The organism is Pseudarthrobacter sp. J1738 (assembly GCF_050490315.1).
In the GTDB taxonomy this organism is placed as follows: Bacteria; Actinomycetota; Actinomycetes; order Actinomycetales; family Micrococcaceae; genus JBNPEO01.
Genome location: NZ_JBNPEO010000014.1, coordinates 1 through 12,365, shown reverse-complemented (window position 1 = coordinate 12,365; position 12,365 = coordinate 1). Strand labels below are relative to the sequence as shown.

Sequence of the window (12,365 nt, the reverse complement as noted above, 5' to 3'; positions counted from 1 at the left end):
CGGGATAATGCAGCTATCAAAGGAAAGGGGTGCGGACATGCGGGTTCTGCTGGTCGAGGACGAAAAGATGCTGGCCGAGACGGTCCGGCGCGGGCTGGTCAACGAGGGGTTCGTCGTGGATGTCACCCATGATGGTGTCAGTGGTTTGTGGGCTGCGACGGAGAACCCGTATGACGTGATTTTGTTGGATCTGATGCTTCCGCTCAAGAACGGTTACGACGTTCTGAAGGAGTTGCGGGAGCGGCTGGTCTGGACCCCGGTGCTGATGCTGACGGCCAAGGACGGGGAATACGACCAGACGGACGCCTTCGATCTGGGAGCTGATGATTACCTGACGAAGCCTTTCAGCTTTATCGTCCTCGTTGCCCGGATCCGTGCCCTGATCCGGCGGGGCGCGCCGGAGCGGCCTGTCACCCTCACGGTGGGTTCGCTGACGTTGGACCCGGGCAGCCGCAGCGTGCGCCGGGGCGATACCGTCATAGAACTGACGGCCCGGGAGTACGGTCTGCTGCATTACCTGATGCGCAGCCATGGCCAGGTCGTGTCCAAAGCCCAGATCCTCGACAACGTCTGGGATCCGGCGTTTGAAGGCGGCGACAACGTGGTGGAGGTCTATATCGGCTACCTGCGGCGCAAGATCGATACCCCGTTCGGGCTGCAGACCTTGGCCACGGTCCGGGGCATGGGGTACATGCTGGGCGCCGACCGGCCGGCCGGGTGAAAAACCTCCGCCCTTGCCCTGATTGTCCTGGTCCGGCGCGGTGCCTGAGGCCGCCTGCGGAGGTTCCGGCGCCGGTCGGGCCGGGGCTGGCTTAGGCGGTGCCGGCGTGGAACCGCCGGTGTGTGTGCGGGGCGGCTTCGCCGAATTCGAGTTCCTCCTCGATCAGCCGCTCATCGGTGTGGACTTCCTTGGGGTAGCCGGTGAGGACGTCCAGGTCAGAGCCGCCGGGGCTGTGTACTGCCGGGGCGGCAGTGTGGGCAGGTGTCGCCGGCGGCGGGGTTTTTCCGTGCTCCGCCGCGGACGCCGAGCCCATGCCGAGGCTCAGAGCGACGACGACCGCCAAAGCGGTGCCGGGTATGCTGCGAAGGTTCATGGGGACCACACTTCCTCACCACTGCTGAGGAACCGCTGTGACGATCCGTCCCGCAACCCCGGCTTCCGCGGTCCGGATACCGCCGGTGCCAGGCCGGGGCTCCCGGATGGCTGCGAAGCCGGCCGGACACTTACGGGGTATCCGGCGCCCGCGGGTCTCCCGCCGTGACCGGGTCCTTTGGTTGGCGGGGTTCAGGTGCCGGGGCGAAGCCCAGTTCGAAGCGGCATCCGCCGCCGAGGGTTTCGCCGGTGCGGATCCAGCCGTGGTGGGCTGTCATGATGCCGGCGGCGATGGCCAGGCCAAGGCCGCTGCCGCCGCTTTCGCGGGACCGGCTCTGATCCAGCCGGACGAACCGTTCAAAGATCCGGTCCCGGTCGGCCGCCGGCACCGGCGGGCCGTCGTTATCGATCGTGATCTGTGCCCCGCTGCCGGTGTTGCGCAACGTGATGCTGATCCGGGACGCGGCGTGCCGGTCGGCGTTGTCCAGGACGTTGCGTATGACCTGGGTCAGGCGCCGCGGATCCCCGGTGATTCGGGCGGGTTCGAGGCTGACTTCGATCCGGCGGGTGCTGGTGGAGCGCAACCGGCGGACTTCTTCGTTCAGGACATCGTCGAGGTCCACATCTGTAGTTTCCAGGCGCAGGCCGCCGTCGTTCGTTTTGGCCAGGGTCAACAGATCCTCGACCAGATACCGCATGCGGGCCGTTTCGCCGGCGAGAACGGTTTTCATGTGTTCCCACGTCGCCCCCGAGGTGTCGGCGGCGGCGATCTCCACACCGGCACTGAGGGTCGCGAGCGGGCTGCGGAGTTCATGGCTGGCATCCGAGACGAAGCGGCGCTGTTCCTGGTCCGAGGCCTGCAGCCTGCCCAGCATCATGTTCATCGTCTCCGCCAGCGCCTGGATCTCATCACTGGTCGGCGGGACGTCAACGCGGCCGTCCAGGTTCCGGGCGCTGATCCCTGCGACCTGGCCGCGGATCCGTTCAACCTGCCGCAGGGACCGGCCCACCAGCACCCAGACCGACACGCCCACAACTACCAGTAACAGCGGGGTGGCTCCGAGGATGAACCAGGCCACGGTGGACACCGTATCCGCCTGGACCTGCACCGTCGCGGCCACGACGACGGTGTAAAGGCGACCGCCGACGTCGGCGCCGGTCGCGACGATCAGGAAATCATCATCATCGCGCAGACTGGGCAGCCCGGACACATCCTGCGTGAGAGTCTGCCCGTGACCGGGCCGCAGGGAAGTGAGGGCAACCGTCTTCGCCGCCGGCACCGAGGCGGCAAAAACCGCCCCGCCGGGAGTAAGGATCTGCACATACTGGCCGGTGTGGGCGGTCGAGACAATGTATTGGCCCGCTTCGGCGACATCCTGCCCGGAGATCTGCGCGATCACATCCGCCGCCTGCCGCCGGGCGGCCGTTTCCGTTGAAGCGACCAAAGAGGTCTGCAGCAACACGAGCAGGACCAGCCCGCCCACGGCCAGAGCGGCCGCGACCACCAGAACCGCAGTTGCCGTGGCGCGCTTGCGCACACCCCACCGCGCGCCGCCGGCAGAGGGCAGAACCCGGTCAGTATCCATAATCCAAGGATGGGCCCGGCACGGTGCAGATACCAAACCCCTCCCGTGGCAGGGTACCGGATCCGGTTCAGCGGGATCTCAACCGGGTTAAGGGTCCTCTCAGGTCCCGCGGGACACACTGGATCCATAGCCCCCCGCACCGGGAGGCGCCGGCGGACCCGCAACCCGCCACGAAAGGAGCCGGACATGAACGTCAAAGACCTGAAAGCCAGGACAAAAATCATCATCGTCAGCGCAGGAGTCCTCGGCCTGGCAGGACTCGGCATCGGGGCAGCAAACGCTGCCACCCCCTCCCCGTCACCGACCACCACCCAGTCCGTCACCGCGGATACCCCCACCCCGGGTGACACGGCCGACACCCCGGGCACGGTGGAGAAGGACACCCCCGGCGACGCCGCCGACGCCCCGGGCGCGGCCGAGGGAACCGAAAAGGCAGACGCCCCTGAAGCCCCCGGTGATACCGGACCGAACGTCGAACAGACCGGTGAGCACACCGATCCGGGCGACGCCCCCGGAACCCCGTAACACCGGGCACCCAGGGAAGAAACCAGCCGGCGCCACGGACCCCCCAGCCCTCACCGCCGGCATACCAGGACCCGCGAAGCACCCCGGCTTCGCGGGTCCTCCTGTCCCCGGTAACAAACCCCCGGCGTCCACAATGTCCTGACCTGTTAGAGGACCGCATGATCACCCTGACCGGAGTGGAGCTGTTGAGCGGGGCAGTCCCGGCCTGCACCGCTGTTGCTGCCGCGGCGGCCGCGCTCTTCCTGCTGATCCGCCGCCGGCGGCGCTGGTGGATGGCCACGGGCGGGGCCTTTCTGGCCGCGGCACTGCTGGCTGCGGGGACGGGCTGGGTTCTGGTCCACGCCGCGGGGGTTTCGGCCCAGGAGCTGCCGCTGCCCGTGACCGTGTGGATGGGGCTCGCGTACTGGGCTGTGCTGCTGGCCGGGCTGAACCTGGCCGGAAGCTCCCGGCGCCGCAGAATCCTGGCACCGGTGGCCATGACGGCGCTGATTCTGGTGGCGGCGTTACAAGTGAACGTCTACTACGCCGCGTACCGGACCCTGGGTGACATGACCGGGGCCAGTACCGCCGCCATCGGGGCGCTGCCGCAGGCCGCGCGCGCGGTACCCCGCACCATGCCCGGGCCGGCTCCCGGCCCGAAGACCGGCCCGGTGGCCTCGACCTGGGTGAAACCGCCGGGGCTCCCCGCGGCCGGGACGATAAGCTCGGTGCAGATCCCGGTATCGTTTCAGGTTTCGCTGCACGCCCCGGGTACGTCTACCTCCCCCCGGCCTACCAGGCCCCGTCCCGGCCGGCGATGCCTGTCCTGGTCTTGGTGGCGGGCCAGCCCGGCTCACCGGCGGACTGGATCACCGCCGGAGGAGTAGCAACAACCATGGATGCCTTCGCAGCAGCGCACGAAGGGCTCGCCCCGGTTGTCGTCATCCCGGATGTCAACGGCTCGGCGCCGGGGAACACCATGTGCATGGATTCGAAGATCGCCAACGCCGGCACCTATCTCGCCACTGATGTTCCGGCGTGGATCAAGACCACCCTGAGAGTGGATCCGGTCCCGGCCCGCTGGGCGGTCGGCGGGTTCTCCTTCGGCGGGACCTGCGCCCTGCAGATGGCGGCACTGCACCCGGACATCTACCCTTCCGCGATCGACCTCAGCGGCGAAGCCGAACCCGCGCTGGGCCCGGACCGGTCCGCAACTATCGCCCAGGCGTTCGGCGGCAACACGGCAGCCTTCGATGCGGTCTCGCCCCTGAAGGTCCTGGCCGCCGGGCACTACAGCCACAGCAGGATCTACCTTGCCGCCGGGGCGCAGGATGGAACGTTCTCCGGATACCAGGCCCGGACCGCTGACGCGGCCGCCAAAGCCGGCATGAGCGTCAGGACCGTCCTGGTCCCGGGCCAGGGGCACTCCTGGGAGATCCCCCGACAAACGATGGGACCGGCCCTGGACTGGCTGGCTCCGGCCCTCGGCCTGAGCCGCTGACGCCCGGGGGCTCAAGAACGAGCGTCCGGGGTTCAGGGGTTCAGGCCCGTCCTCAGGTTTCTCTTACCGGCGTCGTCATAAGTTGCGGTGTATGACGGACATGGCAATCGAAACCAGCTCACTGGCTAAGGCTTACGGATCCAAGCAGGCCCTCCAGGCCCTGAGCCTCGAGGTACCTCGAGGGGAAATCTTCGGGCTACTCGGACACAACGGGGCGGGTAAAACCACCACCGTGAACATCCTAACCACCCTGCTGCCGGCTACGTCCGGCACAGCCCGCATCGCCGGCCATGACGTGGCCACCGGCGCTGACCTGGTGCGCCGCTCGATCGGTTACCTGCCGGAGAATGTCCAGTTCTACGACAACCTCACCCTCACCGAGAACCTGACGTTCTTCGCCAGGCTCTCCGGGATAGCGGCCCCCGCAGCCCGGATCGAAGCGGCCCTTGAGGCCGTGGACTTCACCGGCCACGGCCACGAGAAAATGTCCACGTTCAGCAAAGGGATGCGTCAACGCGCCGGCATCGCCCAGGCCATCCTGCACGAACCGGCGGTGCTGTTCCTGGACGAACCGACCTCCGGGCTGGACCCGCAAGGGGTGGCCAACCTGCGGGAAATCATCATCGGCCTCAACCAGTCACTGGGAATGACGGTGTTCATGAACACCCACCTCCTGGCCGAAGTGACCAAAACGTGCACCAGCATCGGAATCCTCAGCTCAGGGCGGCTGATCTACCAGAACTCCGTCGCGGCCACCCTCGGGGCCTTCCCCGACCAGGCATCCCTGGAAGACATCTACCTCCACATCGAAGCCGGCACCCCGTCATGAATCCCTGGGCCGCCACCGTCAGTCATGAACTGCGCAGCGCCGGACGTGAACGTCTGCCCCAGTTGCTCCTGGCCGTGTTTATCGGCATGACCGCAGTCTCGGCGTTCATCGGCTCGGCCGCGAAGGCAACCGTCACGAACGTGTACAACTCAGCCGCCGGCCAGGGACTGACAAGTGCCCCTAACCCCTTCGGCAACGTCCCGGCCCTCTACTACGCCCGCAATACCGTCATTTACATCCTCCTGATCGGGGCTCTCCTGGCCGTTGTGACCGGTGTGCAGTCCGGGATGCGGGACCGGCGTGCCCGGACGATCGACCTGGTCCTGACCCGGCGCCTGTCCCCGGCCGGGTACCTGGCCGCGAAATTTACCGGCATCAGCCTGGGACTCCTGGGCGTGCTGGCGGCCTCGGCGCTGATCAGCATGGCCTCCATCAGCGCGGTCACCGGCAGCATCCCGGCACCCGGCCAGCTGCTCCGGCTCACCGCCCTCTTTGCCCTGGCATGGATCTTCCTGCTCTTCTTCGTGGCCCTGGGCATGCTGGCCGGGCTCCACGCATCCAGCTACACCGCCGCGCTCCTGGTTCCCATCGTGGTCTGGAGCGTCATTATTTTCGTCCTGCCCCTGCTCGGCACCGCCGTTCACCCGGTCTCGCTGTTGAACCCGGTGACACCTCCCGCGGCCCCGCAGACCGGGATCTTCGCCGTCACCGGCTCCCTCACCGGCCCCCTGTCCCTCGGGGAGCAGTTCAAACACGTCGCTTCGATCCTGCTGCAGGACCCCCAGGCCAGCGGCACGATGACCGGCGGGATCATGGTCATCCTGGCCTTCCTCGCCGTCGGGGTCACTCTGATCGTCCTGACCGGCCGCGCGAGCATGCGAAAGGAACTCCATGACTAGCCTCCTCACGCTCTGCGGGAAGGAAATCCGGGACTTGTCCCGAAACCGTTCCATGCGGCTGCTGATCACCTTCCTGGCCCTCATCGTCGTGCTCTCCGTCCTCGTAGCGGCCGCAGACTTCCGTGCCAAAACCGCTGACTACACCAGCTACCTGGCCGCCCTCAAAGCCAGCGGCGGCACCGTCACCGCACCGCCCCCGGACCTCTTCCCGCTGCAGATGCTGCGGGCAGCGATGGAGTACCTGGAAATCGTCGGGGCACTCTTCGCCGTGATCCTCGGCTACGGACTGATCGCCAAGGAAAAAAACAACGGCACCCTGCAACTGATCTTCACCCGTCCCCTAGGACGCCACAGCTTCGCCGCCGGCAAAATCCTGGCCGCCTTCACCATCTGGGCCGCCGTCACCGCAGCCCTGTTCTCCGTTATCACCGGGGCCCTGCTCATCGCCGGCAACGCCCCCCTGACCGGCACAGACCTCACCCGACTAGTACTCGCCGCAGCCCACACCACCATCTACCTGACCATGTGGTCGCTCGCCGCGCTGGCCCTGGCCGCCCTCACCCGGACCCCGGCCACCGGCCTGGTGCTGGCCCTGGTCCTCTGGCTCATCGTCGTTCTGGTGATCCCCCAGATCGGCGACACCATGGATCCGGACAACCAGATCCCCGGAGGGCTGTTCGCAAGCCTCCAAATCGACAAAGCACACGAACACGCCGTTATGGCCAACTTCACCGGCTACGAAACAGCCCGCGACCTCATCGAACAAACCTCCCTCACCAAACAATACGAACGCCCCCTCTTCGCCTGGCTCGGTATCAAAAACCAATACAACCAACAGAGCCCCGCCTATGTATGGGCTCAGACCTTCAACCACACCCTCTGGCTCCTCGCCGGCTTCACCGCAGCAACGGGCTCCGCGGTCCTGGCCGCCACCCGGCACAAACTCCTCCGAAAGGCCTAAGAACAATGAAAACGCCCGCCCTTAAAAAAATCCTCCCTCTGGCCCTCATCACCATCGCCATCCTGGCCACCATCCTGATCTGGCAAGGGGCCTCCGGCCCCGGCAGCCCCACGGCCGGCACCACCGGCACCGCCGCGGCCGGCCCCGCAGCGACCGTACTTCCCGTGACAAAAAACCCCATCACCGCCACCGGGACCGCCGCCGGACTGACCATCAGCAAGGCCAAGGCCGAAGACAACACCGACCCGCAAACCAACGCCGCAGTTCCGGACCGCCTTCAGTTCACCCTGAGCAACTCCACCCCCGCGCCGCTTACCGGCCTGGAGGTGTACTACACCATGAAAGACACCGCCACCGGACAGACAGAGTCCTACTACCAGAAACTCGACGGGCTGACCCTGGCACCTGATACGTCAGCGACAGTGTATTTCGACAACGCCACCGGCACCGGGCACTACCCGGAGAACAAATACAGCCTCTACCGAACCTCCACGAACGAAGTAAAAATCAGCGTCGAAGCCGCCGCACCCGGACTCGCCCCGGTCACCGCCACCGCCACGAAAGCCAAAGGCACCGGAGAAAAAATCGACTAACCCCCTACCGGTCAAGTACTGGTGCAGGAATAAGACTCAGGACGCCCTCAGGAACCGCCAGCCATGCTGGTAGTACCGGAACGAAACCGCAGGAGGCACCATCATGCAGATCCCTAATAGCCCGAACCCGGCTGCCTGCCCCGGACCTCCGCGCCCGGCGGACAGCAGGGGGCCAGCTCATGACCTGGATCATCCGCCGCGGCCGCGTGGTACGTTCGAAAAAGGACCAAAGCCAAACCTCCGGGCGGCCCAAAGCAACACCTCCGGCCGCCACGTATCGCCCGGCACGGCGGGACCACCTAAACTCCCGCCACGGGCCGGAGGCCGGCACCAGTCAAAACCTGCACAATTCAGGGATCGTCATCGATGACGCGTACAGACGGCCGCCGCAACTGACCACCCAAGCGCGGCAGGGACAGGCGACCAGCCGGCCGCACGGCCCCGCCCGTCCATGCGCGGACAAAAGATCAAAACCGATTAGCCGAAGCGTCCGCATCGAAGAAGAAGAAAAAGAAGAAGGATAACCCCATGAGTTCTCAGCAACCCCTGACTGCACTGACTGAGGCAAATGCCAGCCACGCAGAACGTGATGACGACACCTCCATGACACTGGACTCACAGGCGGAGGACATTATCCGGACCGTCCTGTCAGGAACGGACCCAACAGCCGCACCCGCCAGGCACCGGCTGCGCAGTCTGCTCGCCGTCCACCCCGGCGACCACATCGCTGTACTCAGACACCACCTGATCCAAACCCGCGCACCGCTGTCTCCGCCTCCGGACCGGGCCGCCGTAAACCAACGCCCGGAGATGCGTCCACGATTCATCACCACAACCGACGGGGAACGGCCATGACATTGCACCCGGAAACAGCACTCCGCCCCGGCTCCGCAGCAACCTCTCCGAACAGCCGCTACCGGCTGCTCTATCAAACGGACGGGAACCTCGTCCTTTATGGCCCCGACGGGCCCCTGTGGGACTCCGGGTCCAACGGCCGCGGTGCCGGGGCATGCATCATGCAGGCCGACGGGAACCTAGTCCTCTACGGCCCCAATGACGAATACGTGTGGGACACCGAAACCGATAACAACCCCGGAAGCCGGCTCGTCATCCAGGACGACGGAAACGCAGTCATCTACCGGCCCGACGGTTCCCCGCTGTGGGCTACAGAAACATGCCAGCCGCCAGGCAGCGCCGACTCCCACGTCCTGCAGTCAGGATCAACACTCACCCCCACCCACGGAATCAGATCCGCCAACGGGCTCTACGGACTTCTTTACCAGACTGACGGGAACCTCGTCTTTTACGGCCCCGACGGACCCCTGTGGGACTCCGGGACCAACGGCCGCGGCGCCGGGGCATGCATCATGCAGCCCGACGGGAACCTCGTCCTCTACGGCCCCAACGACGAATACGTGTGGGACACCGAAACCGATAACAACCCCGGAAGCCGGCTCGTCATCCAGGACGACGGAAACGCAGTCATCTACCGGCCCGACGGAAACCCAACATGGGTAACGGGAACCCACTAAGGGCCGCAAGAGGGCGGCATTCCGTACCCGTCACTGGCACTGCGAACAAAATCGCCGGCGGCGGCCCGCCGGCAATCGTAGGGTGGAAAAGACACCCGCCTCGACGACATGGCCGCCAGGGCACCTCGCGCCAGGAAATCGAGCTCCAATCCGTGGCCCTGCAGGGGAGACGCGCCGGTACAGTCTGGCGGCTGACTCAGAGTGGAGTGCAGGAGCCGCTCGCCTTTGCCGCACGAACGATAAGTGGGCACAATTTCTGCTCCGAATGCGAAGCACAGCCACCGGCCTCCGGGCAGCCACAAAAATGCCGTAGTCACCGTCCACTGGAAAGTGGACGGTGCAAAGTACACCACGTAGATTCGCGTGTATCCGATATGCCCTTCGGGGCCGGATGCCCGCCCCCAGGTGCAGGGTGCGGTGGAAGCCACTGAAGCAGTCCGGTGGAAAGAACGCACACGCGCAGAATGAGGCGATATGCCCACCTCACACATCACGCAATTTCTCCTGGAAGCAACAATTCCGGACCAGACTCAGGAACCCCTCGGGTCCGACTGCCTCTACGGGCTCTACACCAGCTGGTGCATTCTGCATCGCATCAGCCCCCTCGAGGCCCGCCACTTCCGCGACGCGCTCCAACACCACGGAGTAGAACCAGGCAAGACTCGACGAAGAATCGCAGGTCCCGCCGCCGCCGACTACATAATCTCCAGCTACCCGCCGTTTTCCAGCAACGCTCTATAACGACCACGTATCGGCACCACGACCGCGCACCGCTCGCCTGATGTCCCCTACCCCGACATCGTCCGCGCCGCCGGCACGTTGGGCGGAGGCCACCGAGCGATGACAGGTTCCGCCGACTGATCAGCACGACAGCGGAGCAATTACCGCCCGGCCGCGCCGAACCATAGGCTTAGACTTCACGTTCCCCGTTCACCATCCGGCAGGATCCCATGGCTGCGCAGGCCCCAACAGAGTCATTCATCCCATCACCGACCGTCAGTGCGTTCCATCTGGGACCGCTGACCATCCACTTCTACGCGCTGTGCATTCTTGCCGGCATCGCACTCGCCCTCTGGCTCGGGTCCCGGCGCTGGCAGCAGCGCGGCGGCCAACCGGGTCAGGTGCTGGACATCTGCCTCTGGGCGATTCCGGCCGGAATCATCGGCGGCCGGATCTACCACGTCATCACCGACCCCGAACTGTATTTCCTCCCCGGTCGGAACCCGTGGAACGCCCTCGCCATCTGGGACGGCGGCCTCGGCATCTGGGGTGCCGTCGCCTTTGGCTGCGCCGGCGCCTGGATCGGCTGCCGCAGGCTGAAGGTCTCCTTCGTCGCTTTCCTGGACGCCGTCGCCCCCGGCGTCCTCTTCGCCCAGGCGCTGGGCCGCTGGGGAAACTGGTTCAACAACGAACTCTACGGCGACCCCAGCACCCTGCCATGGAAGCTCCAGATCCACCAGATGGACCCTGCCTCCGGGATCGCCGCGACGGACGCGTCCGGGGCGCCTGTGGTCTTAGGATTCTTCGAGCCGACGTTCCTGTACGAGTCGTTGTGGTGCGTGATCGCCGGGGGTGCAATCCTATTCCTCGATGCCCGCTTCAGGCTGGGCGCGGGAAGTGTGTTCGCCCTCTACGTGGGCGGTTACTCTGCCGGGCGCTTCGTCTTCGAGTTGATGCGCTCCGACTACGCAAACCTGATCCTGGGTCTGCGAGTGAACACCTGGGTCGCGGCCTTGCTCTTTGCCGCCGGCTCGACATTATTCCTTGCGCTGTTCCGCCGTCCCCGGTCCAGGACCGGGCCGGCGCCCTTCGACCCGGCCTCGGTTTAGGCCGGACCCGGCTCGACCGTAATCTTTTGCGCGCCGGTGCGAATATGGCGATACCCGCAGCAGCGGAAAATGGTCGTGATGATCAGGTCGATAGCGCCCGCCGCGGTGGATCAGCTGGCGGGATCGTACCTGACCTTCGGAGACGTCGGCCAGCCGTTGCGCACCCACACAATTTTGGACACCAGGACTGTCTGGGAAGTAGCTTCTCGCCGTCCGGGCGCAGCTCTCCGGCTGGCGACCATCAACACGTCTGGCGGGTGACTTCTAGCTCGGCGCAAAGTCCACTGACCGTTGTTTCGGGCTCGCCCTGGACATTGAGCGCGGAATTGGTTTTGTCAGCCTCACCGACTCGATCGACACCACCACCGCCTCCGGACGCTGCTTCTTCAACGTGATGGCCTCCCTGGCTCAGATGGAACGCGAGCTCATGGTCGAACGCACCCAGGCGGGCCTCCAGGCAGCGCGCGAACAGGGCCGGGTCGGCGGACGCAAGCGTGTAATGACTGAGGCCAAGATCCGCTCAGCTCGGAAGCTCCTCAGCTAGGGAACGCCGCCCAAGGAAGTTGCTGCCAGCCTCGGGGTCTCGGGGCCCACGCTGTACCGCTGGGTCCGGGCCTCGAACCCTGAAGCAGTTGCAGTCCCGCAGCTCGGTCTTTGGTGCAAACGACTGTTGAAAAAATGCATGACGGTGCAGACGACTTCTGCAACTGACGAACGTAGCGGCGCGTTTCCTGGGCACGGTGATCGACCGGCTTACGTGAGGTGTGTCAAGGATCCGGGACAGTTCGTTAGTTTCTTTTTGGTTAGGCAGCAGCGGGTAGCTGCTGGTTTTGGGTCATGAATTTGGCCATGGCCGCAGCTGGTGGCAAGCCGTCATTGTGGGTGTGGGGTCTGTGCCGATTGTAGAAGACCTCGATGTAACGCATCGTTGCCCGCCGTGCGTCTTGCCGGGTGGGGAAGCTGTAGTGGTGGTAGAACTCGTTCTTCAGTGACGAAAAGACAGACTCGGCCACGGAATTGTCCCAGCACACTCCTTTG

The 12,365-nt window shown here is 65.6% G+C and carries 15 protein-coding genes and 1 pseudogene; 13 read left to right on the top strand and 3 right to left on the bottom strand.

Going from position 1 to position 12,365, the window contains the following annotated elements:
* Nucleotides 1–37: 37 nt before the first annotated feature.
* A complete protein-coding gene (locus ACQR35_RS13490; RefSeq protein ID WP_400160431.1) occupies nt 38–721 on the top strand; it encodes a response regulator transcription factor in 684 nt (227 codons plus the stop codon).
* A 91-nt stretch (nt 722–812) separates the two neighbouring features.
* Here the strand turns inward: ACQR35_RS13490 and ACQR35_RS13485 are convergent, their stop codons facing one another.
* Both ACQR35_RS13485 and ACQR35_RS13480 read right to left on the bottom strand, forming a co-directional pair.
* On the bottom strand, nt 813–1,094 hold the full coding sequence (locus ACQR35_RS13485) for a hypothetical protein (protein ID WP_011689709.1): 282 nt from the start codon (nt 1,092–1,094) through the stop codon (nt 813–815).
* Between the two features lie 130 nt (nt 1,095–1,224).
* Complete coding sequence (locus tag ACQR35_RS13480; protein WP_430267604.1) at nt 1,225–2,679, bottom strand: ATP-binding protein; 1,455 nt, start codon at nt 2,677–2,679, stop codon at nt 1,225–1,227.
* Between the two features lie 186 nt (nt 2,680–2,865).
* Here ACQR35_RS13480 and ACQR35_RS13475 point away from each other — a divergent pair, with 186 nt between their 5' ends.
* From ACQR35_RS13475 to ACQR35_RS13420, 12 genes are all read left to right on the top strand, one after another.
* Nucleotides 2,866–3,204, top strand: a complete 339-nt coding sequence (locus tag ACQR35_RS13475) for a hypothetical protein (protein WP_430270341.1) — start codon at nt 2,866–2,868, stop codon at nt 3,202–3,204.
* 158 nt (nt 3,205–3,362) lie between these two features.
* Nucleotides 3,363–4,070, top strand: a complete 708-nt coding sequence (locus tag ACQR35_RS13470; protein WP_430270340.1) for a hypothetical protein — start codon at nt 3,363–3,365, stop codon at nt 4,068–4,070.
* Nucleotides 4,001–4,684 (top strand): alpha/beta hydrolase, encoded by a 684-nt coding sequence (locus ACQR35_RS13465; protein WP_430270339.1) that lies wholly within the window; start codon nt 4,001–4,003, stop codon nt 4,682–4,684. The genes ACQR35_RS13470 and ACQR35_RS13465 overlap by 70 nt, the downstream gene beginning before the upstream one ends.
* 91 nt (nt 4,685–4,775) lie before the next feature.
* Complete coding sequence (locus tag ACQR35_RS13460; RefSeq protein WP_237429493.1) at nt 4,776–5,513, top strand: ABC transporter ATP-binding protein; 738 nt, start codon at nt 4,776–4,778, stop codon at nt 5,511–5,513.
* On the top strand, nt 5,510–6,412 hold the full coding sequence (locus ACQR35_RS13455; RefSeq protein ID WP_011689704.1) for an ABC transporter permease: 903 nt from the start codon (nt 5,510–5,512) through the stop codon (nt 6,410–6,412). Before ACQR35_RS13460 ends, ACQR35_RS13455 begins: the two co-directional genes overlap by 4 nt.
* Nucleotides 6,405–7,373 carry an ABC transporter permease gene (locus ACQR35_RS13450; RefSeq protein WP_347887060.1) on the top strand — a complete coding sequence of 323 codons (969 nt, stop codon included), beginning with the start codon at nt 6,405–6,407 and terminating at the stop codon, nt 7,371–7,373. Before ACQR35_RS13455 ends, ACQR35_RS13450 begins: the two co-directional genes overlap by 8 nt.
* Nucleotides 7,374–7,378: 5 nt before the next feature.
* On the top strand, nt 7,379–7,966 hold the full coding sequence (locus ACQR35_RS13445) for a hypothetical protein (protein WP_430270338.1): 588 nt from the start codon (nt 7,379–7,381) through the stop codon (nt 7,964–7,966).
* A gap of 528 nt (nt 7,967–8,494) precedes the next feature.
* Nucleotides 8,495–8,821 (top strand): hypothetical protein, encoded by a 327-nt coding sequence (locus tag ACQR35_RS13440; RefSeq protein WP_286404819.1) that lies wholly within the window; start codon nt 8,495–8,497, stop codon nt 8,819–8,821.
* Entirely contained in the window at nt 8,818–9,498 is a 681-nt protein-coding gene (locus ACQR35_RS13435) for a curculin domain-containing protein (RefSeq protein ID WP_412884209.1), read from the top strand. The genes ACQR35_RS13440 and ACQR35_RS13435 overlap by 4 nt, the downstream gene beginning before the upstream one ends.
* 950 nt (nt 9,499–10,448) lie before the next feature.
* Entirely contained in the window at nt 10,449–11,327 is an 879-nt protein-coding gene (lgt, locus tag ACQR35_RS13430; RefSeq protein ID WP_412884210.1) for a prolipoprotein diacylglyceryl transferase, read from the top strand.
* 78 nt (nt 11,328–11,405) lie between these two features.
* Nucleotides 11,406–11,588 (top strand): hypothetical protein, encoded by a 183-nt coding sequence (locus tag ACQR35_RS13425; protein ID WP_430270337.1) that lies wholly within the window; start codon nt 11,406–11,408, stop codon nt 11,586–11,588.
* A 46-nt stretch (nt 11,589–11,634) separates the two neighbouring features.
* Nucleotides 11,635–11,871 (top strand): recombinase family protein, encoded by a 237-nt coding sequence (locus tag ACQR35_RS13420; protein ID WP_430270366.1) that lies wholly within the window; start codon nt 11,635–11,637, stop codon nt 11,869–11,871.
* Nucleotides 11,872–12,208: 337 nt separating this feature from the next.
* Here the strand turns inward: ACQR35_RS13420 and ACQR35_RS13415 are convergent.
* Nucleotides 12,209–12,365 (bottom strand): annotated as a pseudogene (locus ACQR35_RS13415) (integrase core domain-containing protein); the annotation flags it as partial.